We start from the raw sequence: 24,343 nt of genomic DNA on the forward strand, positions 1-24,343 counted from the left end.
GGTCAGGAGGGCAGGGTGGGCTGAACCTGGCGCAGGAAGGCGGCGTTGTCCGGGGTGGCGCGCAGTCGCTCCAGGAGTGTTTCGAGACCGGCCTGCCCGTCCCGCGTCAACAGGGCGCGCCGAATCCCTCGCGTTGCTGCCAACTCGCGTGCGGGCAGCAGGAGTTCCTCGCGACGGGTGCCGGAGGGGGTGATGTCGACCGCGGGGAAGACGCGTCGGGCGGCCAGGGTCCGGTCGAGCCGGAGCTCCATGTTGCCGGTGCCCTTGAGCTCCTCGAAGAAGAAGTCGTCGGCGCGGGAACCGGTCTCCACCAGGGCGGTGGCGAGGATCGTGAGCGAGCCGCCCTCCTCGGCGAGGCGCGCCGCGCCGAACAGCCGCTTGGGGCCCTGGAGCGCGGCGGCGTCGACACCGCCGCTGAGGGTGCGCCCGCCGGCGGCGGCCGCGTTGTTGTGCGCCCGGCACAGCCGGGTGAGCGAGTCGAGCAGGACCACGACGTCCTGGCCCGCTTCGACGAGCCGTTTGGCCCGCTCGATGACGAGCTCGGCGAGGGCGATGTGCTGCTTCGGGGTCTGGTCGAACGTGGAGGCGTAGACCTCGCCGCGTACGGAGCGCCGCATGTCGGTGACTTCCTCGGGGCGCTCGTCGAGCAGCACCACCATCAGACGGCATTCGGGATGGTTGCCGGCCACGGCGGCGGCGATCTGCTGGAGCATCACCGTCTTGCCGGTCTTGGGCGGGGCGACGATCAGGCCGCGCTGGCCCTTGCCGACCGGGGAGACCAGGTCGACGACGCGTCCGGTCAGTCCGCTCGCCGGGTGTTCCAGCCGGAGCCGGTCACGCGGGTGCAGCGGGGTGAGGTCGCCGAAGTGCGGGCGGCGGCGCAGCTCTTCGGGCGTACGGCCGTTGATCCGGTCGACCTCGGTGAGGATCCGGGGCGCGCCGCGCACCCCTTCCACGGTGTCGCCCTTGCGCAGTCCGTGACGGCGGATCAGCGCGGGGGAGACCTGGAGGTCGGTGGGCGAGGGCAGGCAGTTCGCGGAGCGCAGGTGCCCCTTCCCGTTGCCGTCGATGTCCAGGACACCGGTGGCGACCTGGGCGTGGGGCCGCTGCTGTACAGGGGGGTGTTCGAGTGTGGTGGTCATGGGATGTCCTTTCGCGGACGGGAAAGCGTGGGGCGTGCGCAAGGGAGGGGGTAGGCCGCGGAGGGAGGGCGCGGGGCGCGCCTCGGTGCGGCGGGAACAGCACCTCGGGTACGACGGGGCGATCCCTGGCCGTACTCGGGAGGTGGTGCCGAGAAGCTGGTCCGCCGGTCGGAATCGACAGCGGCACAGCGGGAGAAAGGAACTGGCACCGGCGCCTGAAAGAAGAGGCGTACACGAGTGCTGATGCGAGAGTACCACCGATGGGACCGGTTCGGCCGTGATCCGCGTCTCAGTCGCGCGAAACGCTCGGAGGCTCGGGCGAGGGAGCGCCGGTTGTCGAGGTCGTCGGCGAAGTGCCGGAATCCAGACGGGGAGGGGCGGCCTTCAGCCGCCGGGCCTCCCCGTGACGCCAGGGGGCCTCGCCGTGCGGCGTGCCGACGGGCCTCGCGGTGTGGCGGTGCCGATGGGCCTCGCGGTGTGGCGCGCCGAGCGGGTGCGACGTCAGCGCAGGCGCCCGAGGGCGTCCGGCGACAGTCGTTCGGCGAGCTGTTCCAGCAGGGCGACCGTCTCGGCGACGGTCGCGCTGTCCTCGGTGCCGAGGGCGGCGCCCAGCGGCATCCCGAGCGGCTGAGCGTCCTGGTCGCACACGAGCCGGCCATTCCCGGCATGCTGCCCGACGCCGAAAAGATCCGCGCGCGGCGGGAGTTGGGCGAGATGCGTGAGGTCTTCCGTCGCGACGGATGGGTCGCCGGGGTGCGCAGGATCGGCGAGATACTCGGCATCGACCCGGCGCGCCAGGAAGTCGAACCGGGCGCCAGGACGGCCCCGTTGGACGCCTCCCGCGAGGCGAACTTCACGTTCTTCATCGAACACGACGCACTGACCATGAGCAGGGCGGAACTCGGGCAGGACGAGATCGGCGCGCTCAAGGCCGGGCCGGTTCGTGTCGTGCCGGCGGCGGGACGCACCACGCCGCGCCAGGTGTTCGACTACCGCTGCGCCGAGGAGCTGGCCGCCGGACTCGGCGCGGCGCCGGTCCACTTCCCCGGTGGTCACAACGGCAACCTGACCCACCCGAAGGGCTTCGCCGAGCTGCTGCGCACGCTGCTCTGAGCAGGCACAATCGATCGTCGTACAGCGCCCGGTGGTGCCGTACGACCGTCAACTCGGCCCAGCAGCAAGGAGAACACGGTGGACACCTCGCCCGTCACGCCGCACCGCATGGACCCCGCGGGTGGCTGCCCGCACGCCGACAACGAGCGGCTGCTCGCGCGGGGCGCCGTCGCGACGGTGGTGATGCCCGGTGCGGTGGAAGGCGCGGTGGTGCTCGGGCACGAGGCGTTGAAGGAGTTCCTCGCGCACCCTGATGTCGCCAAGGGGGCCCAGCACTTCACGGCACTGCGCGAGGGAGACATAGCCGCCGGCTGGCCGCTGCTGACCTTCGCCACCGTGCAGGGGATGACGACCGCCGACGGTGACGACCACCGGCGGCTGCGATCCCTCGTCAGCAAGGCGTTCACCGTCCGACGCGTCGAGCAACTGCGCCCTCGCATCGAGGAGCTGACCTCCGGACTGCTCGACGGCCTGTACACGGCGGCACAGGAGGGCGGGGGAGTGGCCGACCTGCGCCGGCACTTCGCGCTCCCGCTGCCGATGGGCGTCATCGGTGAACTCCTCGGCGTGGAAGCCGAGTACCTCGAACGGCTCCACCATCTGTCGAACCAGGTCGTCGCCACCGACATCGGCCCGGAGCGGGCCGTCGCCGCGAACCGCGAACTGGTGGCCGTGCTGAGCGCCGTCGCGGCCGCGCGCGCGGAGAACCCCGGCGACGACCTCACCAGCGCGCTGATCGCCGCCCGCGACGAGGAGGGCGACCGGCTCAGCCAGCAGGAACTCATCGGCACCCTGGTGCTGATGATCATCGCCGGGCACGAGACCACACTGAACCTGATCACCAACGCCGTACGGGCGCTGTGCGGGCACCGGGACCAGCTGGAATCCGTCCAGCGGGGCGAGTCGAGCTGGGCGGACGTCGTCGAGGAGACCCTGCGCTGGGACGCGCCCGTCAGCTACTTCCCGTTCCGTTACCCGGTGCGGGACCTGACCGTCGACGGGACCGTCATTCCCCGGGGCACGCCCGTCCTCGCCGGCTACTCGGCCGCGGGCCGCGACCGGGCCGCGCACGGACCGGACGCCGACCTCTTCGACGTCACCCGCCCCGGGCGGCCCGGTGCCGTCCGGCACATCTCCCTCGGGCACGGCGCCCACTACTGTCTCGGCGCGCCGCTCGCCAGGATGGAGGCCACCATCGCCCTGGAGCGGCTGTTCACCCGCTTCCCCGACCTCGACCTCGCCGTGTCCGAGCCGGAGCTCACCCGGCACGCCAGCTTCGTGGGCAACAGCGTCCGGGCCCTTCCCGTGCGGCCGGGAGCCTCCCGGCTCTGAATCCGCGTACCCCGGCCGGGTACGAGGACGTGCCGGCCGGGGCCGGCGTCCCCGGTCCCACGCGTGCCCGAATCCGGTGCCCCGGCCCTGCCGCGCGTGCTCCGCCGCACGAGTCCCGCCGTGTGTGCCTCTCCGTACGGGCCTTGCCCCGCGTGCCCCGTCGTACGTGCCCCCGGCGTCCCGCGTGCGAAAACAAGTTGGCGCGGCCTGTCGATTCGTCGCGCCGCCGTTCGTCGGTGGGGTGTAGGAAGCTCATGAGTACCGGGAGGAACCATGAAGTACATGCTGCTGGTCTGCGGCGACGACACAGCTGACGCCTCCGGCATGGCGCCCGTCGAACCCTGGGTCGAGGAGCTGGGCGCCGAGCGCGGCGTACGGCTGCACGGTCACCGGCTCCGGCTGCCCGCCGAGGCGGTCACCGTCCGGGTGCGCGACGGCGAAGTGCTGCGCACCGACGGACCGTTCGCCGAGACGAAGGAGTACGTCGCCGGCTTCGACATCCTCGACTGCGCCGACATGGAGGAGGCGATCGAGGCCGCCGCGAAACACCCGGTCGCGACCATCGGTGCCATGGAGGTCCGCGCGTTCTGGGACGACGAGGACGCCGCGGCGGAGATCCACCGCCTCGACGCGGAGCTCACCGAGGCGGTCCGCGAGCGTGACATCGAGCGGGCGATGGCCTGCTACGCCCCGGACGTCGAGGTCTTCCACCCCCTGAGCGGCGTGGAACGGAGCGGCGCCGACGCCCTGCGCAAGGCGGAGGAGCAGTGGTTCTCGACGCTCGCAGGACCCGCCGACCGCGAGGTGCTCGACTTCCGTCTGCGCATCGACGAGAGCGTCGCCTTCAGCCATGCCCTGGTACGCCTGCGCGCCCCGCTCGTCGACGGCGGAACGCTGGACACCACCGCACGCGTCACCACGGGCTACCGCGCGGCCGGCGACCGCTGGCAGATCGTCCACCAGCACACCTCGGTGCCGTCGCCGCCCGCCGACAGGCCGGGGTCCGGGGACCTCCGGCCATGAGGTACGCCCTGTTCATCTGCGCGCCCGTCGGCGGCGAGGAACTCGGTCCCGAGGAGATCGCCGACGACCCCCGGTTCACCGCGTACAGCCAAGAGGCGCGCGACCGCGACATCCTGAAGGGGGGCGCCCGGCTGCGGCCGGCCACCGACGCCACCACCGTCCGGGTCCAGGGCGACGAGGTCCTGCTCAGCGACGGACCCTTCGTCGAATCGAAGGAGTACGTCGCGGGTATCGACATCATCGAGGTCGCCGACCTCGACGAGGCCATCGCGCTCGCGTCCCGGCATCCGGCGGCGCTGGGCGGCGGTTCGGTGGAGGTGCGGCCGGTCTGGGAGTGAACGACGAGGTCGAGGAGGCGGTCGCCGCCGCGTTCCGCGAGGAGTGGGGCCAGGTCGTCGCCACCCTGATCCGGGTGACCGGCGACTGGGACCTCGCCGAGGAGTGCGCGCAGGACGCCTTCGCCCAGGCACTCGACCGGTGGCGGCGCGACGGAGTACCGCGCCGTCCCGGCGCCTGGCTGACCACGACCGCGCGCAACCGCGCCCTGGACGTGCTGCGCCGGGAGGCGGTCGGTGCGCAGAAGCTGCGGGAGGTGGCGGTGTCGACGCGCGACGAGGAGCCGTACGACCCGTACGGCGCGTATGACCTGTACGGCCCCGATGGCCCCGAGGGCCCTCACGACCTCTACGACTCGGAGCCCGACGACGGGAGCGGAGTCCGCGACGACCGGCTGCGGCTGATCTTCACCTGCTGCCATCCGGCGCTGTCCATCGAGGCCCGGGTGGCGCTCACCCTGCGTACCCTGGCCGGGCTGACCACGCCTGAGATCGCGCGCGCCTTCCTCGTCCCCGAGGCGACGATGGCGCAGCGGCTGGTGCGTGCCAAACGGAAGATCCGCAACGCGGGCATCCCGTACCGCGTACCGCCCGCGCACCTCCTGCCCGAACGCACCACGGGCGTCCTCGGCGTCCTCTACCTGCTCTTCAACGAGGGGTACGCCGCCACGGCCGGTGCCGAACTGGTACGCACGAACCTCTCGGCCGAGGCGATCCGCCTCGCTCGCGTCCTGGCCCGCCTGATGCCCGACGAGCCCGAAGTCCTCGGTCTGCTGGCGCTGTTGCTGCTGCACGACGCCCGGCGCGGAACACGTGTCGACGCCTCCGGCGATCTGGTGACCCTGGAGGAGCAGGACCGTACCGCCTGGGACAGATCCGAGGCCGACGAGGGCGCCGCACTGCTGGAGACCGCCCTGCGCCGCGGGCGCCCGGGCCCGCACCAGATCCAGGCCGCGATCGCCGCCTGCCACACCACCGCCGCCACGGCCGAGGAAACCGACTGGGCCGACATCGCGGCCCTCTACGGCGAGCTCCGGCGCTTCGTGCCCTCCGCCGTGGTCCGGCTCAACAGAGCGGTCGCCGTGGGCATGGCCGAAAGCCCCGATGCAGGGCTCGCCCTGGTCGCCGAACTGGAGGGTGAGGGCGAGCTGGACGCGTACCACCTGCTGCCCGCCACCCGCGCGGACCTGCTGCGCCGGGCCGGACGCATGACGGAGGCCGCCGAGGCGTACGAGAGGGCGCTCGACCTGGTGGAGAACACGGCCGAGCGGAGGTTTCTGGAAAAGCGGCTCGCGGAGTGTCGATCGGCGTAGGGGCCTTGCGGTGGAGGTGCTTTCGTGCGGCGCTTCAGCCGGAAGCCCGCCCGGCTGGAGCCGGGGCAGGCCCCCGGCGGGGCTTCTCCGGGTCCGATCTGGGTCCGGAAGGACGGTGAAACCCCGTGAACCAAGACCGCACCGCAGCCCCGGACCGAGGCACGGATCAGATCCGGACGCCGAACTGGAAGGGCATGTCGGCCATCGACTCGATGCGGACGAACGCGCCGGTGTGCGGGGCGTGCAGCACTCGGCCGTTGCCGGCGTAGAGGCCGACGTGGTGCTGGTCGCCGTAGAAGATGACCAGGTCGCCGACCTGGAGATCACTCTGCGAGTAGATGCGGGTGCCCGCGTTGGCCTGGGCCTGCGACGTGCGCGGAATGGTCACGTCGGCCTGGGCGTACGCCCAGGAGGTGAGGCCCGAGCAGTCGAAGGTGCTGGGGCCGGAGTGGGCGTACGCGTACGGTGATCCGATCACGCTCTGGGCGGCGGCGAACGCGGCGGCGGCGCGTCCCGAGGCGGCCTTGGTGGTGCCGAGGTCGACCCGCTCGTCGGCGCGGGTGGCCCGCTGCTGGTCCTGGGTGGTCAGCGCCGCCTTCTCCTGCGCCGTCAGCGTGTTCAGGAGCTTCTGCGCCGCGCCCAGCTTGCTCTGGACTTCCTTCTTCTTGCTCGCGAGCTCGGTCCGGGTGTCGGCGAGGTCCTTGAGCTTCGCGGAGGCCTCGGCACGCTGCTGGGCGAGCGAACGCTGCTTCTCCTGGACCTTCTTGAGCGACTCGGCCTGCTGAGCGGTCAGCTGGTCCATGGCCGAGGCCTTGTCCAGGAAGTCGTCCGGGTCCGAGGAGAGGAAGAGCGCCACGGAGGGGTCGATGCCGCCGGTGCGGTACTGGGCGCTCGCCATCGAACCGAGGCCGTCGCGGAGCTGATTGAGCGCGTCCTGGCCGCGGGCGACGTTGTCCTGCAGGGAGTTGATCTCCTTCTGCAGTTCCTTCTGCTTCTCCTGGGCGCCGTCGAGCTTCTCCGTGGCCTGCTCGGCCTCCTGGTAGAGCTTGTCGACCTTGGTCTTGACCTCGTCCTTGTCGGGCTTCTCGGACGGCGCGGCATTGGCGACGGTGGCACTGAGGGCAACGGCGGCAGCGGCGGCTGTGGTGAGCACGGTCACACGGGTGCGGCTCGGCTGCTTGGGTCGACGGTGGGACGCCACGAAAGCGAACTCCTTCTTCTTTCGGCCGCCTGCCGCATACGCCGACGAGCGGTGATCCTTCACTGTCACCCCAGCGAGTGAACAACCGAGCAAAGGTTCGGGTGGCGACTGTAGTGACTCAGTCTTCATTCGAGCAAGTGGCGTTTTAATGCCGGATGTTGAGTGACAGAGACGAGTGACGGCTCCCTTCAGGGTGTTGCCGGTTAGGCGGCAGGTGTTGATTTGGATTCGACCGGTCAAGGCGACACTCTCGGCTGATGTGCGAAATCCCGGGCACTCGCGCGGCCGGTTGTCGAGCTTCGTCGCGATGGCGTCAAGCTCGTCCTGGCTGAACGTCGACAGGTTTGTTCCTTTGGGCAGATGCTGCCGGAGCAGCTTCTCGATCGGTCGGGCGTCGGTGATCTGTGAACGCCACTGGCCTTTCACCGTGTGGCGCTTGTTCTTCCGGATCAGGCGGCCAGTTCGAACGCGCCTGCACAGTTCGCGGGGGACCACCTGTCAGCGGGTGGTGTGGATCGTCCGGTAGATCGTCTCGTGGGTGATCTGCGTCCGCGGGTCGTCCCCGTGACGCAGACGCAGGTGCCCGACGATCTGTTCGGGCGACCACTCCTCCGGCAGCAGGGGCAGCGCCGTCTGCCTCCAACCGGCACCGTCGCTCCGGCCGGTTGAATCCGAGTCCGTCAAAGCGGATCTGGTTCAGCGGGAACCTTCGGCCGGTTGCCGGACACGTATAGAGCATGGAACTGAATGACGCTGGTCCCGCCGTACAGGTCGGAGGGATATCTGATCGAGAACTGTGGGCGAGGGCCGTCGACGGCGACCGGGAGGCGTTCGGCCGGATCTTCGACCGTCACGGGAAGACCGTCTACAACCACCTGTTCCGGCGGACGGCCGACTGGTCCGAGGCCGAAGACCTCACGTCGACCGTGTTCTTGCATGCCTGGCGTCGGCGATCGGAGACGGTGCTGGACCGCGACTCGGCCCTGCCGTGGTTGTTGGGCATCGCCGACCGCCTGCTGTCGAACACCAGGCGGCGGCTGAGGCGGGCCGAGGCGTTGCTGCGCCGGCTCGTCTCGCACGACGAGTCGGTGGGCGACCACGCGGACCGCGTCGCCGTCCTGGTCGACGACGCGCGTCGTATGTCGGAGATCCACCGGGCGCTGGCTCGGCTGCCGCGCCACGAACGCGAGGTCGTCGAGCTCTGCGTGTGGTCGGGCCTGGATCAGCAGGCGGCTGCGGCAACGCTGGAGGTGGCGGTCGGAACCGTGAAGTCCAGACTGCACCGGGCGCGGCGGAGGCTGGGGGCCGACCTCGTCGGCAGATCCACGGTTCCGGCGTCATTCAGTTCGAGGAGTCCCGTCAACGCGGAAGAGGTCGCACGATGAATGACATGCCGGGCATTCCCGCGGCTCCTTCCGATCGTGATCTGCCGAACCACCGGCGGACCCGAGAGGAGCTACTGATGAAGATCGGTCCAGAGGACAACCGTGCTTCGCTGCGACGCGGGTGGGGAGTGCCGCTGGGTGTTGCCACCGGCGTCGCGGCGGTGAGCGTCGCGGCCGTGGCCGTCTTCAGCGGGGTAGGGGATGCCAAGCCGCTTCTCGCCGATCCCGCCGGAAACCCGACGAGCGTCGCCGCACCGAGTCCGATCACAACGCGTGGCTCCACGTCGGCCGGAGCCGGGTCGGCGCCGTCATCGACTCGCACGACTTCCACCCCGGACGCGTTCGCCATCACCAGCGGGACGACGAGCCCGATCGACGCGGGGACCGTCGCCAAGATCCTGGCCTCCTGCCTGGGCTCGGATGCCTCGCGCTACCACGCGGTGGTCGCGGCCCGCGCTCCCATCGCCTCGCGGGACGGGGACGGTGTGGTCATCGCCGTCAACTCCGCCGATCAGTACGCGCAATGCCAGTCAAAGGGCGACAAGGGCAACAGTCAGGATTCCCCGCCCACGTTCATCAACAATCGCCTGTGGGGCACCGGTCGTACGATCGAGTATTTCGACTCCATTCGCGAGGCCGCCGGCAAGGGGCGATATCTCATGTTGGGCGCTGGGCATTACACATCCGACATTGCCAAGATCGCCATCAGCTACGGCGATAATCCGAAGCAGTACCCGGCGGTCATGGCAGGCGGCGCGTTCGTCTACGCGGCGGCTCTCTCCGTCGACAACCCCGGCTCGCACTATGCGGGCCCGAGCCCCTACGTCCATGCCTACAACGCATCCGGTGAGGAGATCTACAACCAGGAGAAGGACCCGCAGTTCACCAACAACCGGTAAATCGGCCATTCGGCCGACCTTATTGCTGCCCGGCGAAGTCGAAGGACTACGCGCCGGTCTCGCCGGCGCCGAGGATGAGCTCGCCCAGATCGACAGGCGTTCCCGCAAGTAAACGGTCGTCGGTCTCGGTATGCCTACGGCCTGGAGCGAAGATCGTCGAGTGCCGTGCAGGTCGGGCGGACGCCGGCGCTCTCGGCAGCAACTGGCGCGAGCTGCCTGTCGAGCGGATCCGTGAACTACGGCGTCACAAGAACCTGACAGCCCATCTGGAGAGGTTTCTCAGCCACCTGCAGTCCGGCTACGACGGCTGCTCACCGTTGTCGAAGGCGGCGGCGACAGGCCGGCCGACCGATGCCGCGTACCACCACCGCCCCGGCCGAAAGCACCGGAGCGGGTCACCGGACCGGACGGTGGCCGGACCTCTCATCAGCGTCTCCGACGGCACCTCCCGGACTCGGTGACACCACCTCCCAGGTCATGCGTTCGACAGGGGGCAACAGTCATGCCGGGCCCGGAGGCCAGCGGCCCTCTTGCAGGACCGCGAAAAACATAACGGGGCTGACCCTGCCCGTCACCACCGCTTCCCCCGTCGTCCTCGCCACCCTCGGCCCGAGTCGCCGGGGCGCCCTCGCGCTGCTCAGCCGTGGTGGTAGGCGTGCTCAGTGTCCCGCCCGCCGCCCGGCGAGCTCGAAGACGCCGTAACCGAATCCCTCGGTGTGCACGGTGTCGGCGTCGATCCGGATGCCGGCGGTTTCCAGGGAGCGGGCGTCCGTGGCGCCGTCGTACCGGCAACTGGCCTGCTCCCGGCGGGGGTTGACCACGACGAGATACCGGCCGCCGCGCACGTACACGAACGGATACCCGGCGTGCACCACCTCCACCGAGCCGCCCGGCCCCAGCTCCGGGGTGCCGGTGCGCAACGCGATCAGACGGCGTACGAGATGCAGGAGCGAGGTGTCGTCGGCCAGTTGGGCGGCGACCGTCGGGCGGTCCGGGGACGGGTCGAGGGGGAGGTAGAGGCGGTCGGCCGGCGCGGTGGAGAAGCCGGCGTTGGGGCTGTCGTCCCACTGCATCGGGGTACGGGAACCCGCTCGGTTGTAGCGTGGTCCCAGCACGCTGCCCTCCTTCCCGGGCAGTCCCGCAAGGAAGCGCATGCCGATCTCGTCGCCGTAGTAGATCGCCGGAAGGGTCGGCCAGGTCAGCTGGAAGGCGAAGGCGACGGGCAGCTGATCGGCTGTGCGGGGACCGCAGTTGAGGCGGGAGAAGTCGTGGTTGGCGGTCGGGAGCGCGACGAACCCGTCCTCGCCGAGCGCGGAGACCGTGCTGCGCCAGGCTTCCACGAAGGGGAGCGGGGAGCCGCGGCCCTCGGCGTCGAAGAAGCAGTCGAGCGGGTCCCAGGCCTCGTTGACCGTGCCCTCGCCGTTGCTCCAGAGCGAGCGCAGGGCGAGCCCGTCGGCGGGGCCGCCGAACTGGAGGAAGAAGTCCGCGTGGAAGCCCGCGGGGACGGACACCTCCGGTTCGCCCCACTCCGAGAGCAGCACCGCGTCCGTATGGGCGCCGTCCAGCCAGTGGCGCAACTCCGCCCAGATCGCGGCCGTTTCCTTCTTGCCCGGATCGTCCTTCACCAGGGAGGCGGCCATGTCCACGCGGAAGCCGGAGAGTCCGAGACCCAGCCAGTGGTCCATGACCGCGCGTAGCGCGGCGCGGTTGGCGCGCGGCCCCTCCGCGTCGACCGGCCCGCGCCAGGGCTCAGCCGGACGGGTGCGCCCGTAACCGAAGTTGAGGGCGGGCTGGAACGCGAAGAAGTTCGGCAGGTACGACCCCGGGCGGGTCCCGGGGGACGGGACGAAGCCGTCCGGGGAGCCCTCGGGCGCCCAGATGTACCGGTCGTCGGCCGGATCGTCCATCGCGGCCCGGAACCAGGGGTGTTGGTCGGAGGTGTGACCTGCCACGAGGTCGAGGAGTACGCGGATGCCGCGGCGGCCCGCCGCGTCGACGAGGCGGGCGAGGTCGTCGGACGAGCCGTAGCGGGGTGCGACGTCCAGGTAGTCGGCGACGTCGTACCCGGCGTCGCCGAACGGTGAGACGAAACACGGGTTGAGCCATACGGTGTTGACGCCCAGCCACGCGAGGTGGTCGAGGCGCTCGGTGATTCCGTCGAAGTCGCCGATGCCGTCGCCGTTCGAGTCGGCGAACGACTGCGGGTAGATCTGGTAGAAGACGGCGTCGGCCAGCCAGGCGGGGGCGGGGCGGAACGTGGTCATGTCCGGGACGATAGATCAGCGCACCCGGTGCCCGCTGCCCCACAGGCCGCCGTTCGGCCGCTGTTCGAACTCATGCCGCGGACACTGGGCCACCCCGGCCGAGCAGACACCCTCCTCGCCCTCGTCGCCCTCGTCGCCCTCCTCGTCCTCCTTGCCCTCCTCGTCCTCCTTGCCCTCCGCACCCTTCGACCCGATCCGAACCACAGCCCCTAAGCTCGGCGAGATGTTCACCCCGCAAGGTCCCACCCTCCGCGAACTGGCCGCGCAGGCCCTCTCGTCGATCGAGCACGGCTACGACCTACTCGCACCCAAGTTTGACCACACGCCGTTCCGGACCCCGGACGCGATCCTCGAAGCGGTGGGTCGGGCCCTCGCGCCGATGGGACCGTTCGCCGCGGGACTCGACCTCTGCTGCGGTACCGGCGCGGGCATGGAGGTCCTGCGGGACCTGTGCCGGGAGAGCGTCACCGGCGTCGACATCAGTACGGGAATGCTGACGGTCGGACGCTCGCGGCTCGGCGCCGACGACGGGCCGTCCCCTGCAGGGACGTACGCCAGGGACTCACCGTCCTCGGCAGGGTCGTACGACGGCGACTCGCCGTCCACAGCCCGGACGTGTGACGGCGGGACAACGTCCTCGGCGGTGAGATGCGACGGCGGGACGTCGGCCCCGGCGACGACGTGCGACCGCGGGACGCCCTGCCGGCCGGTGCGGCGCGACGGCTGGACACCCTCCCCGGCGGCGGGGCACGACGACAGGTCGCCGTCGGTTGCCTGGGTGCGCGGAGATGCCCGCGCCCTCCCCTTCGCGCCCGCGTTCGACCTGGTCGTGAGCTTCGGTGCGTTCGGGCACTTCCTGCCGCGCGAGCTGCCCGTCCTGTTCGCGGGGGTCCACGCCGTCCTGCGACCCGGCGGACGCTTCGCGTTTCCGGTCGTGGCTCCGCCGCGGCCCGGCTCGCCCTGGTACTGGGCCCTGCTGGGCTTCGACACGGTCATGCGGGTGCGCAACGCCGTCCGGCGGCCGACCTTCGTCATGTACTACCGCGCGTTCCGGCTCGGCGACGTGGAGCGGGAGCTGGCGCGGGCCGGATTCCGGACGGAGCTTCACCCGCTGACCGAGTTCGGCCGCCGCCGGGACGGCAGCCCGCGGGCCCGGATGGTGGTGGCAACGCGCGAGGACAGCTCGGTCGTGGCCAGGCGCGAGGACAGCTCGGGAAGGCCCGCCGGCGTCGCGTGACGGGCGGGCCCGGGGCCCGCCCGTCACGCGGGCGGACGCCGGCCCCCAGTGGGAGAGCCCCCTCGGCGGGCTCGCCGACGTCCTCGCCCTTCCTGCCGCACCCGCCCCTCCGTCGTTCACCGCACCCGGGGGCTCACTTGGCGGCCGGAAGTGTGAACTCATAGACGAGCGCGTCCTGTTGGGAGTCGACGGTCAGGTCGGTGATCTCCAGCGGCCGGTCGTACTGGTCGTGCACGCGTCGGGTGACCCGCACCGACTGCGGGAGACGGGTGATCGCGTCCCGGTGATGCAGGGTCAGACCCGCCTTGCGCATCCAGTCGTAGGCGCGCGACAGCTGTGCCGAGGCGTGGCCGTCCGCGCGGTCGCGGTAGCGGGCGAGCTCCTCCACCTCGGTCACCGCGATGGCGGAGAAGGATGTCACGGCCGAGCGCAGCCCGCTGCCGTCGGCGGCGGCGGACTCGTAGCGATGGACCAACGTCGCCCGCAGCGGGGCGAGTCCGAGAGCTTCGGCGTGTTCCGGCGGGGGAGCCTCCCAGGTCACGGTGGCCCGCCGGCACCCGTCGGGTTCGCCGCCGTGCGCGCCGACGGGGAAGTCGAGCGAAGGGACGTGCTCGGCGCCGGTGCCGGACAGCGTCGCATGGCTGCCACGCCGGTCGGTGGAGACCTGGCCGTCGCGCCGCAGCATCTGCAACGCCTGCCGTACGGTCTCCCGGCTGACGCCGAACCGGGTGGCCAACTCACGTTCTCCCGGCAGGCGTTCGCCAGGCGGGATGGTTCCGTCGCGCAGCTCGCCGAGCAGTTGTGCGGCGATCCGCGCGTAGAGCGGTTCGTGGTCGGACGGATGGGTGGTGCGGGCCATGTCCGCGCCTCCTGCGTGGTGACAAAACGTAGCCGCGTGGGCTCAGTGCGCCACCACATCTAGCATTGGTCTAAACCAGCAGGAAAGGGCTTCACGGTACTTCGGCCGATTTCGGCCCGCGCCCCTGGTCGGCGAGGGCCACGCCCGGAGCGTGCCGACCAGGGTGTCGATGGGCGCCGACTCTCTTGGGTCGACTGCGATGCGCGGGCCCGCACGTCTTGTCAGGCACCCCGCCAAGACCGGCTCGTGAGTCCGCGAGATCGCGAGCGCCGCCGAACCCGCCGTGTCCGAAAGTCCTCGTACCGCGTCCGTACGGGCCGTCGACCCGTCGGCTGGGCGGGCGAGAGCCGTACGACGGCAACACGCCACGACCTCACCCGCCACCTGGGGAACGGCGGGTGAACCCCTGACGGCGAACGGTGCCCGTCGCGCCGCCGGAGCCGAGGGACAGCGAACCGGTGGGCTCCCGGTGCCCGGTGCCCGGTGCCCGGTGGTCGTACGCGACACCGCCGCGAAAGGGCCCGACGCCTCGGCGTTGTCAGTGTTCCGTCATAGGCTCGGTCCCGTTCGAAGGCAGGCACCGGCGGATGGAGTGACGTGAGTTTTGATCTTGCGGTGTGGTTCGAGACCGAGCGGATACCGACCTCGGACGCCGCTGGGAAGTACGAGCGGCTGTGTGCCGGCGACCTCGCAGGGGCGGGAGTTGTCGCGAACGAGGCCGTCTCCGCGTTCCATCAGGCGCTGATCACGCAATTCCCCGAGCTTTCTGCTGCCGGGGACGACTGGCAGCAGGCCACCGTGTCGCCGTGGACGGCAAGCCTCGACGTCTCCCCGGCTCACGTGATCATGCCCATGTCCTGGAGTCGGTCCGGTGAGATCGCGCCCGAGGTAGTGGCTCTCGCCGGCACCCATGGACTGGTCTGTTTCGACCCGCAGGCGGAGGTGCTGCACCTCCCGCCGGCGCTCAGCGGGACAGCTGGGCTGAGTCTCCGGTCGTGCGCCGGGCTGAAGGTCGAGGACCCGGACCTCGACGTGATCGAACATGCCGTGCACGGATTGTCCGCGGAGAACTGGTTCTTGATCCTGGAGAAGGGGAGGGGCCGCTACCTCCAGGTCGGTCAGGGGCCGAACGCGGGCCTGACCACGAGCGGGTTCGCAGTGGAGCACCGGGATGGTTCGCCGGACCGCCACTACCGTTGCGTGCTGAGCGACAAGGATCAGGTGGCCATGGTCTTCGCCGACTTCGCTTCGGGAAGGACCGTACGGAGTGTGGACGCGCAGTGGGCCAAGGTGCAGCTGTAACCGGTACGGGCCTGGGGCCTGCTGACGTCCGAAGTCGACACTGACGTCCGAAGCCGACCGCTCCCGAGCCGGGCCGTGAGCGCGGCTTGACCTGAGCATCAAGCCGCGCTCACAATCCCCTTTTCCGGGCGGCCGGGGCATGCCGGCCGGCAAGTGAGGGGGCTGTGGCCACTCCGGACCGTGACTGTCGAACTGGTCCGTCACTTCCGTGTTTCCAGGAGAGACCGCAGATCGGTGCGCAGGTGGTCGAGTGCGCTGCGGTACAGCTGGGGTCCCACGGAGACCCGGGCCACACCGATTGCGCGAAGCTCGTCCAGCGACCCCGCCTTCAGTGGAAGACCGGCGTTCACCGGCGCGCCGACCTCGACGACGGCCCGGAGGTCGTCCGGCCCGGCTCCGGGCGGGAAGACACAATCAGCGCCGGCCGACCAGTACGCCTCGGCCCTCCTGACCGCATCGGCACGCTTCTGATTCTCGGCCAGAGGCGAGGTGGGGAAGAACGAGTCGATCCGGGCGTTGACGACCAGCGGCACCCCGATACGCTCGGCGGCCGCGCGCATCTCCGCGATGTAGACGGCGCGGACATCGACGTCGATCAGGCCGCCGTTGGCGTGATCACTGTCCTCGATGTTGCAGCCGACGACTCCGATCCCGCTCAGCGCTTCGACCAGTTCCCCGGGCGCCATCCCGTAGCCGGCCTCGGCGTCGACGGTGACCGGTACGTCGACAGAGGCCGCCATGCGTCCGGCGACGAACAGCATCTCCTCGCTCGGGGCACCCTCACCGTCGTCGTAGCCCAGAGCGGCGGCGATCGCGTTGCTCGCGGTCGCGACCACCGGGAACCCCGCGTCGACCACGGCGCGGGCGCTGCCCACGTCCCAGGCGTTCGGCAGTACCAGTGGAACGCCCGGGACGTGCAGGGAACGAAGCAGCCTGGCCTTGTCGGCCTGATCGGACAAAGTAACGATCTGATCGGACATGGTGGCCTCAGTCGACGAGTGCGCCGGCGGACAGATTGGCGATCGTTCCGGTCATGGCTCCGGCTCGATCCGAAGCCAGGAACGCGGCTGTCTCCGCGATTTCGGAGAGGGTGGGCAGCCTCTTCAGGAGTGTTCCCTGTGCCATCCCCCCGTCTTCGAGCATTTCCTGGACCGACTGCCCGGCTGCCGCGGCGATGGGCTTGAACAGGTCCTTGGTGTAGGAACCCGCCGCCGGCGCGTCGACGACAGCGTGTGGACGGATGCAGATCACCCGGATGTTGCCGGGGGCCAGCTCCGCGGCCAGCACGCGTGAGAAGGCCTCCTTGCCGGCCGCGCTCACGCTGTGCCCCAGGATGCCGCCCACCGCCAGTTTGGAACCGGGCTCGGACAACGTCAGGATGACGCCAGGGCGCTCGCTGCCCATGTGACGTGCCACGGCCTTGCTCGTGATGAACAGCGTCCGCAGAAAGCCGTCGACCGGCCGCATGAACTCCTCCAGCGAGAGGTCCGCCAGCAAAGTCCCCTGGTCGTGCATGACGCTCACGGCGTTGAGGGCGATGTCGATGCCGCCGGCCGTCGCCGCGACCGCGGCGGCGTGCTTCTCGACCGCCTGTTCGTCGAGAACGTCGACTTGCGAGGTCTCGACCGTTCCGCCGGCGGCGGCGATATCCCGTGCCACGACGTCGAGCTTCGACTGCGTCCGCCCGGCGATGAAGACGTTCGCGCCTTCCCGGGCGAATACCCGCGCGACAGCGCCGCCGATAGCGCCCCCGCCTCCGTAGATCACGGCGTTCTTGTCACCAAGCAGCAATTCACTCATTTGTACCCTCCAAAGGTGATTTGTTCTTCTGAATGACCATGGCCATGACCACGAGGGGTCGGCGATCACCCCGTTGCCGCCGCGAGTTCTGTCGCGTCCGTGGTCACCGGAGGCTCCACGGGACCGGCGGCGGCGCCGACGCCGGTCGAGGAGGCCGTCCGGGGAACGGAGCTCTTCCGGCGGCTTCTGGTCAGTCGTGCTTCTGGCGCTGGATCTGTTCCGCGATGCGCTTGATGCGGTTCAGTCGCGCATCCCAGTTCCTGCCGACCTCGTTCAGCTGCCGGACGGCGCGGGTGAGCTGCGCCTCGTCGACTTCGTAACGCCGCTCGCGGCCCATCGGTGTCGCGTGCACGAGGCCTGCGCGATCGAGGACGACCAGGTGCTTGGTGACCGCCTGGCGTGAGATCGGGAGGTGATCGCTGAGGCTGGTCGGTGTACCGACTCCTTCCGTGAGCAGCAGATCGAGCAGGCGGCGCCTGATCGGGTCGCCGATCGCCGACCAGAGCTCGTCGTCGAAGGCGACCGTCATTGCGCCACCACGGAAGGTGCGTAGCCCTGCAGTTTGGGCAGGAACATGTCCCAGCCGCGCTCGTGGTCGTGGAAGGCCTCCTCCAGTACGGCGGCTTCCCAGCCCTTCTCCCGCCAGCCGCTCTCGGTCAGGCGCAGAAGCGTGCCGTCACCGGAGGGCTCGAGCTCGAAGGTGACCAGGAGCGAGTTGTCCGCATCGGGGACTTGGCCGCCGGGAGCGACCCAGCGGAAGGTGAACCTGTGCGGCGGGTCGACATCGACCACCGTGATCGCCTCAACCGCTGCTCGGTCGCCCCACACCAGTTCGCCGACCGCGCCCGGCGTGGGCTCGAACGAGGCGTCGTCGGACCACCACATCTTGATGTGCTCGGGACGACTCACCACGTCGAACACGATCTCCGGCGCCGCGTCGATGCGGATCTCGCGCTCCAGCTTTCCGAACTCCATCAGGGACCTCCAATAGGCAACCATCGGTTGCGTATGACCCTAGTGGTCCCGCGGGTGATCCGCAACCTCATGTTGCGTATGGGGTGTGAGTTCGACGCGGGGGAGCGCTTGACCGGGCGGTGGACGGCCGTGGGGGAGCGTATTCGGATTTCAGATGCTGTCCGAGGCGCGATAGGCGTGCGTCCTGGCCAACCGGGCCGTGGAAGCGCGGAATACGATCCCCGATTCGGGCGACCCGAGGACGACCTCGAAGAGGTCTTCGCGGACGGTCAAGCCGATCGTCTCGGCGGCTGCGGCGTCCCAACCGGTAACCCGGAGTTCCTCCACTCCTTCGAAGACGAGGTGGAACTCGAACGCGTTGAATCCGCTCTCGTGCCATTCCGCCGGGGCGTTCACCGGGAAGGTCCGTGTGTCGAACCCCAGGGTCACCGAGTTCTCGCGTTCGTCGATGTGCACGTAGAACGGATCGCAGGAGCCGGCCGAAGGCGGGCTGCGGTCGTACAGGTCTCCCAGACAGTCGGGGGACGCAAGGAGACGCGACCAATCAGCGCTCATGGAACGTCCTGTCCTCGGTGCCGGGAAGAGAACCGTGCCGTCGGGCGTCGACCTTGCTCATGAACAGATGGACCCCGTCGTCGCGTCCGTCTTCCTCGATCCTGAACGCACTCACGTGGCCGACGCGCACGGAGTCACTGCAGGTGAAGTGGAGCGACACTCCGCTGCCTCTGACAGCCACGCGAATGCGTCGCTCCGTTCCGTACGGAACCGTCTCGACGCTGCCCACGGCCGGTGGACTCCAGTCGGTGAGGGAGATGCCTTCCACCGCCAGGAACCGGAGGTGACACTGCACCGTGTCCAGGCCCGCGTCGATCCATTCCGGTGGCGCCGTTTCGGGGTGTGAAGGCAGGTCGACGCGTAGTGTCACCGTGGGTCCGCGCCGATTCAGATTGATCGATCGGATCCGAACGCCGATCAATTCCGGGACACGGCCGAAGAGCGACCGCAGCGGCCCCGGATTCACGAGGAATCTCTCGACGGTCATGGTGACAGCGCTCCTCGCGGCCGGGTTCCTGCCCGTTGCGCGTGTCCTCGAACGGCCTCGGCGGACACGCGAGGGCTGGTAACCGGGTTTCTCCTGGCTCCTGGTGACCGAACCAGTGGTCCTGGGAGACTATAAGGTCCTTCCCCTTCGGCCCTCCCCCTTCGGCCCTCCTGGGCCCCACGTCGACCAGTGCGCGTCAGGCACCGCTTCCGCACCCAGGAACCCTCGACCTCCCCGCCGTTGACGAACCGAGGGCCGGCCTCATCCGGCGTGGGTCGGATGAGAACTCGCCCTCGGCCCTTCAACGGACAGCCGGGCCGGGCCTGCTGGACGCCCATCAGCCGAACGGCACGGCCGACACGGCCCGACATCAGTCGCGGGGCAGGCCGTACGTCGTCTGCCAGGGCAGAGATGGTACGTACGCGGAGGTGCTGTGCCAGTAGTCCCGGGTTTCCACGGCGAGCCCCGTCGCGTCGAAGCGGACGAAGACGCAGCCCGCGAGTGTCGACGGACGGCCGTCCTCCTCCGCGAGGACGCGGAACTCGGCGACCGCGCGGCCGTCCCGGCCGACCATGGGTTCGGAGAAGCGGACATCGGTCGTGGTCTCGGACGCGAAGGACCAGCGGAAGTACGCGGCGAGCTCGTCCCGGCCGCGGTGGGGCTCCCTGAACGGCATGGAGCGGTGGACGCACGCGTCCGAGTACAGCTCCAGGATCGCCTCGACGTCATGGGCCGCCCAGGCCCGCTCCCACACCCGTACGAAGCGTTGTGCCGCCGTGGTCGTGTCCATCGCGGGCCTCACACGCGGGCGGGCAGCCAGCGCAGCTGCGCGGCCTGCTGGTAGGGGCCGCCGCCCTCGTGGTCGTTGAAGTCGTACACCTCGATCTGCTTCTCCTCGTTCGCCCAGGCGTTGAAGGCCGCGAAGACCGTCGACGGCGGGCAGGTCTGGTCCTCCAGTGCCGCCGAGAACAGGGCGGGGGCCCGGCCGCGCGCGGCGAAGTGCACCCCGTCGAAGTAGGAGAGAGTGCGCCGCACTTGCTCGGTGCGGCCGCGGTGGGTCTTGAGGTAGTTGCCGATCTCCCGGTAGGGGGTGCGGTCCGTGAGCACGGTGGCGCGCGGGAAATCGCACAGGAACGGTACGTCGGGCGCGATCGCCGCCAGGTCGGGCACCAGCCCGCCGACGGCGATGGTGATGCCACCGCCCTGGCTCCCGCCGAGCGCGGCGACGCGGGCCGGGTCGACCAGCGGATGCGAGCGGGCCGCCTCCACGGCGCGCACCGCGTCGGTGAACACCCGCCGGTAGTAGTAGTTTTCGGGGTCCTCGATCCCTCGCGTCATGAACCCGGGGAAGGCGGGCGCGCTGCCGACCGGGTCCGGGGTCTCGCCGCCGCCCCACACGCTCGCCTGGCCGCGCGTGTCCATCACGAGGTGGGCGAAGCCGGCCGAGGCCCACAACAGATGTGTGTGCGCGAGCCCACGTCCGCCGCCGTATCCGATGAACTCGACGACCGTGGGCAGTGGCGAGTTCGCCCAGGCCGGCATGGTCAGCCAGCCCTTGACCGGATGTCCGCCGAACCCGGCGAAGGTGACGTCGTGGACCGTGACGGTCTTCAGCGGGATCTCGACCCGCTCGAAGCGGGCGGCGAGATCGTGCTCACGGGCTTCCTGCAGCGTCTTGGCCCAGAAGGAGTCGAAGTCCGCGGGCTCGGTGGACGCGCTGCGGTAGGTGCGGAGTTCGTCGAGAGGGAGGTCGAACAGGGCCATCGAGGACCGCCTTTCGGCACACGGATGCGGATGATCACACCGTACGTCCGCCCTCTGGGGCCCGCCACGGCCGCGCCGAGAACGAAGGCGTTCTCGGCGCCGTCCGGCATGCCGCATGCCGCATGCCGCATGCAGCGCGCGGCAGCCGCGGTTCGTACGACCCCGGGGGACTCCGGCGCCGTACGACTGATCCCCGCCCGCCGTGGAACCCGCGAACCCGCCTACCACCGCAGGCGAACAGGAGCCCGATGGCGAAACACCGACCGTTCCCGCCCGCGGCATCCGGGCGCACCCCGACTGCCCCGCCGTCGGCGGGATACACCCGTCGGCCGAATTCCGCGGCGACGCCGCGCGCAAAGGATCGCGGCATCCGTCGCCCAAACTCCGAAAGGCATCGGCCATGAACTCCGGCACCACCATCACCGCAGGAATCGACGGCTCACGCGCCAGCCTGGATGCCGCCGACTGGGCGGCACGCGAGGCCGGACGGCGCCGTCTCCCGCTGCGTCTGCTGCACGCGGGCACACGGCACCGCGTATCCGCGCGCGTTCCGGACGTCGACGTACCCGCCGGGTGCACCAGGACGACCCTCGACCGGGCGGCGATCCAACTCTCCTACGCACACCCGGCGTTGGACATCGTCGCGCGCGACACCGAGACGCCCGCGGTGCCCGCGCTGATCGCTGCGGCCGCCGAGTCCGAGACCCTCGTCGTCGGCACCCGCGGCCGCACCGGCCACTCCGCTCTGGCGGGCTTCCTGGCAGGCTCCGTCGCCTTGACCGTCGCGTCCGGCGCGACCTGCCCGGTCGTTCTCGTCCGTGCGGGCGAACTCCCCGAGGACGAAAGGGAATTCACCCCGGGGCGCACACCGATGAGCGCCGCGTCCTACCGTCCTGTGGTCCTCGGCCTCGACCTGAAGCACCCCGCCGACGACCTGATCGGCCACGCCTTCGACACCGCCGTCGTCCGCTCGGCACCGCTCCTCGTGGTGCACGCCTGGACCCCGCCTCCGCTGCACGGCCGCGCGCCCGCAGACCGTTCGGTCAACGCGCCGTCACCCGGCGGCGCGCACGACCGGGGGACCGGTCGACGGCGTGCCCTGACCGGCACGTTGCGGCCCTGGCGCGACAAATTCCCGGGCGCCCCGGTCGCGGAACAGGTCGTTCATGGTCATGCCGGAGACCAACTGCTTCGGGCGTCCACCGGAGCCGGTCTGCTGATCGTCGGCCGTCGCGCGGGTGGGCGCCTGGGCCGCGCCGCACGGAGCGTCATCCGGCAGGTGACGTGTCCGGTCGTCGTGGTGCCGTACGGCTGACGCCACTCCTGCACCCTTGCGGCGCGTCCTGCGACTCCCCGCGCGTCCTGCGACTTCCTGCGCACCCTGCGACTTCCTGCGCACCTCGGGCCTCCCGGGCTTCCCGGGCACACGTCGGCCGATCCGGCCGAAGTCGCCCGGCCCAGCCGTGGATGGCTACGGGAACCCCGTGGGACCCCGGACTCCGTGCGGCCCCCTGGGGCCCGACGGAACCGACGGAACCGACGGAACCGACGGAACCGACGGAACCGACGGAACCGACGGAACCCGGGCCCAACGCGGCGGAGGACGGCCGTTAGCCGAAACGTTCGATCCGAATCCGGTCCACCGGCTGTCCGGCCTCCACCAGCAACCGCGAGGCGTGCTCGGCGAATCCGTTGGAGCCGCAGATGTAGGCCTCCCAACCACCGGGCGGCTGCTCGGCCAGGAAGGGCGCCACATGTGCGGCGGCCATACGCCCGACGGGCGCACCGTCCGGGGCGCTGCGGGTGAACACGGCTGTGGTCTCGTCGCCGTACTCCCGTGCGTAGATGAGCTCTTCGGGGCTCCGCGCGGAGACGAGAAGACGCAGCGGAACGTCCATCGCCAGCGCGCGGTGGTGCCGCAGCATCGACATCAGCGGTACGACGCCGGAGCCGGCGCCGACGAGCAGCGCGGGCCGGTCCCCGGGCCAGGCGAAGAAGCCGCTGAGCGGACCGCGGATCTCGACGGAGTCGCCGGGCCGGGCCACGTGGTGGAACCATCCCGAGACCTCACCGCCGTCGACATGGTCCATGGTCAGTTCGATGTGACCGCTGTCGTCGGGCGGCGACGCGATCGAGTAGTGGCGCTGCGCCACATATCCGTCCCCGGCGGTGAGCCGCAGCATCAGATGCTGGCCGGGCAGATGTCCCTCCCACGCGGGCACTGCGAATCGGAAGGTCGCCGCGTGAGGCGTCTCGTGGCGGATCCCGGTGAGCGTGGCGGTCTGCCAGGTGGTGGCCGCCTGGGCGCTCACGGCGATGCGGCCGGGCACGGCGAACCGTGTCGGCGGTACGAACGCCGTGGTCGTGGTCTTCGTGGTCTCGGTCGTGGTCTCAGTCACCGGAGTAGCGCTGCTCTTCCCAGGGGTTGCCGCGGGCGTGGTAGCCGTTCTGTTCCCAGAAGCCCGGCTCGTCGTGGTCGAGGATCCGGATGCCCGCGATCCACTTGGCGCTCTTCCAGAAGTACAGATGGGGCACGACCAGTCGCGCAGGGCCGCCGTGTTCGGCCGGCAGCGGTGCGCCGTCGTACTCCCAGACGATCCAGGCGCGTCCGCCGGTGAGGTCGGCCAGCGGAAGGTTCGCGGTGTACCCGGTGTGCGAGTACGCGACCGCGTGGGTGGCGGACGGGTCCGGTCGTACGGCCTCCAGGAAGGCGTCCAGCGACACACCCCCGAACCGCACCCCGAACTTCGACCAGCTCGTCACGCAGTGGATGTCGCCCTCGTACGCCGAGGCGGGCAGCGCGTGCGCCTGTTCCCAGTTCCAGGTGCGCGGCTCGGCCACCAGGCCGTCGATCCGCAGGGTCCAGTCGGCCGGCGCCAGGTCCGGGGTGACCTCGGCGGACAGGACGGGCCAGTCGTCGCCGGCGTCGTACTGGCCGGGCGGCAGTCCCGGGTTGTGGGCGCGCGGGCGCCCGGTGAAGCCTCGCGTGACGTTCATACGGCTGGTGCCTCCAGGACCGCCGGGGGCGGCGGCCCGCGGATCGAGCGTGATCGGTGCGAGCGTGCGGGTCGGCGACCCGGTCACGCACCAGTGCTTAGCCATTCAACGGTACGCGCAAGCGGAGTGTGCTCCGGGCGGCAGTGCGGGCGCTGATCGGTGCGGACGCCCTGACCGTCGCGGACGAGCTGATCACTGCATGAGCTGATCGCTGCGGACGAGCTGATCAATGCGGGCGTATGAACTCTCCCCGCGCCCGGGAATAGCCGTGCCCCCGTCGGCCTTGCTCCTGGAGTCGAGTTCGATGGTCCGTACATGTACAGCCGGTGAGCGCGGCCGCGACAACCGGTGACAGCAGCG

27 protein-coding genes are annotated in these 24,343 nt (G+C 70.4%); 10 read left to right on the forward strand and 17 right to left on the reverse strand.

All coding sequences use genetic code 11. The annotated features are described in order from the left end of the window. Window positions 1-2 precede the first annotated feature (2 nt). Together rho and ACFYW8_RS03850 are read right to left on the reverse strand one after the other, a co-directional pair. Window positions 3-1,142, reverse strand: a complete 1,140-nt coding sequence (gene rho / locus ACFYW8_RS03845; RefSeq protein WP_389067363.1) for a transcription termination factor Rho — start codon at window positions 1,140-1,142, stop codon at window positions 3-5. 501 nt (window positions 1,143-1,643) lie between these two features. Continuing rightward, window positions 1,644-1,790 carry a hypothetical protein gene (locus ACFYW8_RS03850; protein ID WP_389067368.1) on the reverse strand — a complete coding sequence of 49 codons (147 nt, stop codon included), beginning with the start codon at window positions 1,788-1,790 and terminating at the stop codon, window positions 1,644-1,646. Window positions 1,791-1,808: 18 nt separating this feature from the next. Here ACFYW8_RS03850 and ACFYW8_RS03855 point away from each other — a divergent pair, with 18 nt between their 5' ends. The 5 genes from ACFYW8_RS03855 to ACFYW8_RS03875 all read left to right on the forward strand — a co-directional run bounded on the left by ACFYW8_RS03855 (window position 1,809) and on the right by ACFYW8_RS03875 (window position 6,258). Continuing rightward, window positions 1,809-2,255 carry a hypothetical protein gene (locus tag ACFYW8_RS03855; protein ID WP_389067373.1) on the forward strand — a complete coding sequence of 149 codons (447 nt, stop codon included), beginning with the start codon at window positions 1,809-1,811 and terminating at the stop codon, window positions 2,253-2,255. 108 nt (window positions 2,256-2,363) lie between these two features. Then, a complete protein-coding gene (locus ACFYW8_RS03860) occupies window positions 2,364-3,587 on the forward strand; it encodes a cytochrome P450 (RefSeq protein ID WP_389068132.1) in 1,224 nt (407 codons plus the stop codon). 273 nt (window positions 3,588-3,860) lie between these two features. After that, window positions 3,861-4,610 carry a nuclear transport factor 2 family protein gene (locus ACFYW8_RS03865; protein WP_389067378.1) on the forward strand — a complete coding sequence of 250 codons (750 nt, stop codon included), beginning with the start codon at window positions 3,861-3,863 and terminating at the stop codon, window positions 4,608-4,610. Continuing rightward, window positions 4,607-4,948: a YciI family protein gene (locus ACFYW8_RS03870; RefSeq protein WP_389067384.1), complete on the forward strand. Its 342-nt coding sequence runs from the start codon at window positions 4,607-4,609 to the stop codon at window positions 4,946-4,948. The genes ACFYW8_RS03865 and ACFYW8_RS03870 overlap by 4 nt, the downstream gene beginning before the upstream one ends. Beyond that, window positions 4,945-6,258, forward strand: a complete 1,314-nt coding sequence (locus ACFYW8_RS03875; protein ID WP_389067388.1) for an RNA polymerase sigma factor — start codon at window positions 4,945-4,947, stop codon at window positions 6,256-6,258. The genes ACFYW8_RS03870 and ACFYW8_RS03875 overlap by 4 nt, the downstream gene beginning before the upstream one ends. 166 nt (window positions 6,259-6,424) lie before the next feature. Here ACFYW8_RS03875 and ACFYW8_RS03880 read toward each other — a convergent pair whose 3' ends face one another. Together ACFYW8_RS03880 and ACFYW8_RS03885 are read right to left on the reverse strand one after the other, a co-directional pair. Beyond that, window positions 6,425-7,459: an NlpC/P60 family protein gene (locus tag ACFYW8_RS03880; RefSeq protein ID WP_389067391.1), complete on the reverse strand. Its 1,035-nt coding sequence runs from the start codon at window positions 7,457-7,459 to the stop codon at window positions 6,425-6,427. Between the two features lie 498 nt (window positions 7,460-7,957). Then, on the reverse strand, window positions 7,958-8,143 hold the full coding sequence (locus tag ACFYW8_RS03885) for a hypothetical protein (RefSeq protein WP_389067397.1): 186 nt from the start codon (window positions 8,141-8,143) through the stop codon (window positions 7,958-7,960). A gap of 53 nt (window positions 8,144-8,196) precedes the next feature. Here ACFYW8_RS03885 and ACFYW8_RS03890 point away from each other — a divergent pair, with 53 nt between their 5' ends. Together ACFYW8_RS03890 and ACFYW8_RS03895 are read left to right on the forward strand one after the other, a co-directional pair. Beyond that, window positions 8,197-8,844, forward strand: a complete 648-nt coding sequence (locus ACFYW8_RS03890) for an RNA polymerase sigma factor (protein ID WP_389067402.1) — start codon at window positions 8,197-8,199, stop codon at window positions 8,842-8,844. Between the two features lie 77 nt (window positions 8,845-8,921). Beyond that, on the forward strand, window positions 8,922-9,743 hold the full coding sequence (locus tag ACFYW8_RS03895; RefSeq protein ID WP_389068135.1) for a hypothetical protein: 822 nt from the start codon (window positions 8,922-8,924) through the stop codon (window positions 9,741-9,743). A 659-nt stretch (window positions 9,744-10,402) separates the two neighbouring features. On the opposite strand, the gene ACFYW8_RS03900 is transcribed toward ACFYW8_RS03895, so the two are convergent. Together ACFYW8_RS03900 and ACFYW8_RS03905 are read right to left on the reverse strand one after the other, a co-directional pair. Further along, window positions 10,403-12,007, reverse strand: a complete 1,605-nt coding sequence (locus ACFYW8_RS03900) for an alpha-amylase family glycosyl hydrolase (RefSeq protein WP_389067407.1) — start codon at window positions 12,005-12,007, stop codon at window positions 10,403-10,405. A gap of 15 nt (window positions 12,008-12,022) precedes the next feature. After that, a complete protein-coding gene (locus tag ACFYW8_RS03905) occupies window positions 12,023-12,211 on the reverse strand; it encodes a hypothetical protein (RefSeq protein ID WP_389067412.1) in 189 nt (62 codons plus the stop codon). Between the two features lie 19 nt (window positions 12,212-12,230). On the opposite strand from ACFYW8_RS03905, the gene ACFYW8_RS03910 reads away from it, so the two are divergent. Beyond that, complete coding sequence (locus ACFYW8_RS03910; protein WP_389067417.1) at window positions 12,231-13,244, forward strand: class I SAM-dependent methyltransferase; 1,014 nt, start codon at window positions 12,231-12,233, stop codon at window positions 13,242-13,244. A 133-nt stretch (window positions 13,245-13,377) separates the two neighbouring features. On the opposite strand, the gene ACFYW8_RS03915 is transcribed toward ACFYW8_RS03910, so the two are convergent. After that, window positions 13,378-14,103 carry a GntR family transcriptional regulator gene (locus tag ACFYW8_RS03915; RefSeq protein ID WP_365875395.1) on the reverse strand — a complete coding sequence of 242 codons (726 nt, stop codon included), beginning with the start codon at window positions 14,101-14,103 and terminating at the stop codon, window positions 13,378-13,380. A 597-nt stretch (window positions 14,104-14,700) separates the two neighbouring features. Here ACFYW8_RS03915 and ACFYW8_RS03920 point away from each other — a divergent pair. Further along, window positions 14,701-15,405: a hypothetical protein gene (locus ACFYW8_RS03920; protein ID WP_389067422.1), complete on the forward strand. Its 705-nt coding sequence runs from the start codon at window positions 14,701-14,703 to the stop codon at window positions 15,403-15,405. 200 nt (window positions 15,406-15,605) lie between these two features. Here the strand turns inward: ACFYW8_RS03920 and ACFYW8_RS03925 are convergent, their stop codons facing one another. The 8 genes from ACFYW8_RS03925 to ACFYW8_RS03960 all read right to left on the reverse strand — a co-directional run bounded on the left by ACFYW8_RS03925 (window position 15,606) and on the right by ACFYW8_RS03960 (window position 20,986). Further along, a complete protein-coding gene (locus ACFYW8_RS03925; RefSeq protein WP_389067426.1) occupies window positions 15,606-16,385 on the reverse strand; it encodes an isocitrate lyase/phosphoenolpyruvate mutase family protein in 780 nt (259 codons plus the stop codon). Between the two features lie 7 nt (window positions 16,386-16,392). Next, complete coding sequence (locus ACFYW8_RS03930; protein ID WP_389067431.1) at window positions 16,393-17,274, reverse strand: SDR family NAD(P)-dependent oxidoreductase; 882 nt, start codon at window positions 17,272-17,274, stop codon at window positions 16,393-16,395. 121 nt (window positions 17,275-17,395) lie between these two features. Beyond that, the gene (locus tag ACFYW8_RS03935) at window positions 17,396-17,734 is read right to left on the reverse strand and encodes a helix-turn-helix domain-containing protein (RefSeq protein ID WP_365875403.1); all 339 of its coding nucleotides are present in this window, start codon (window positions 17,732-17,734) and stop codon (window positions 17,396-17,398) included. Continuing rightward, complete coding sequence (locus ACFYW8_RS03940; RefSeq protein ID WP_365875405.1) at window positions 17,731-18,180, reverse strand: SRPBCC domain-containing protein; 450 nt, start codon at window positions 18,178-18,180, stop codon at window positions 17,731-17,733. The genes ACFYW8_RS03935 and ACFYW8_RS03940 overlap by 4 nt, the downstream gene beginning before the upstream one ends. A gap of 150 nt (window positions 18,181-18,330) precedes the next feature. Next, a complete protein-coding gene (locus tag ACFYW8_RS03945; protein ID WP_365875407.1) occupies window positions 18,331-18,735 on the reverse strand; it encodes an Imm50 family immunity protein in 405 nt (134 codons plus the stop codon). After that, complete coding sequence (locus ACFYW8_RS03950; RefSeq protein WP_365875409.1) at window positions 18,725-19,222, reverse strand: Imm50 family immunity protein; 498 nt, start codon at window positions 19,220-19,222, stop codon at window positions 18,725-18,727. The genes ACFYW8_RS03945 and ACFYW8_RS03950 overlap by 11 nt, the downstream gene beginning before the upstream one ends. A 370-nt stretch (window positions 19,223-19,592) precedes the next feature. Continuing rightward, the gene (locus ACFYW8_RS03955; protein WP_389067446.1) at window positions 19,593-20,012 is read right to left on the reverse strand and encodes a nuclear transport factor 2 family protein; all 420 of its coding nucleotides are present in this window, start codon (window positions 20,010-20,012) and stop codon (window positions 19,593-19,595) included. Between the two features lie 8 nt (window positions 20,013-20,020). Beyond that, on the reverse strand, window positions 20,021-20,986 hold the full coding sequence (locus ACFYW8_RS03960; protein WP_389067450.1) for an acetylxylan esterase: 966 nt from the start codon (window positions 20,984-20,986) through the stop codon (window positions 20,021-20,023). 400 nt (window positions 20,987-21,386) lie between these two features. Between ACFYW8_RS03960 and ACFYW8_RS03965 the strand changes: the two genes are divergently transcribed. Then, the gene (locus ACFYW8_RS03965; RefSeq protein ID WP_389067453.1) at window positions 21,387-22,301 is read left to right on the forward strand and encodes a universal stress protein; all 915 of its coding nucleotides are present in this window, start codon (window positions 21,387-21,389) and stop codon (window positions 22,299-22,301) included. Window positions 22,302-22,596: 295 nt separating this feature from the next. On the opposite strand, the gene ACFYW8_RS03970 is transcribed toward ACFYW8_RS03965, so the two are convergent. Further along, window positions 22,597-23,385: a ferredoxin reductase gene (locus ACFYW8_RS03970; RefSeq protein ID WP_389067457.1), complete on the reverse strand. Its 789-nt coding sequence runs from the start codon at window positions 23,383-23,385 to the stop codon at window positions 22,597-22,599. Beyond that, a complete protein-coding gene (locus ACFYW8_RS03975; RefSeq protein WP_389068138.1) occupies window positions 23,378-23,983 on the reverse strand; it encodes a sulfite oxidase-like oxidoreductase in 606 nt (201 codons plus the stop codon). Before ACFYW8_RS03975 ends, ACFYW8_RS03970 begins: the two co-directional genes overlap by 8 nt. Between the last annotated feature and the right edge of the window lie 360 nt (window positions 23,984-24,343).

The sequence above is a fragment of the Streptomyces sp. NPDC002742 genome (genome assembly GCF_042888885.1).
GTDB lineage: Bacteria > Actinomycetota > Actinomycetes > Streptomycetales > Streptomycetaceae > Streptomyces.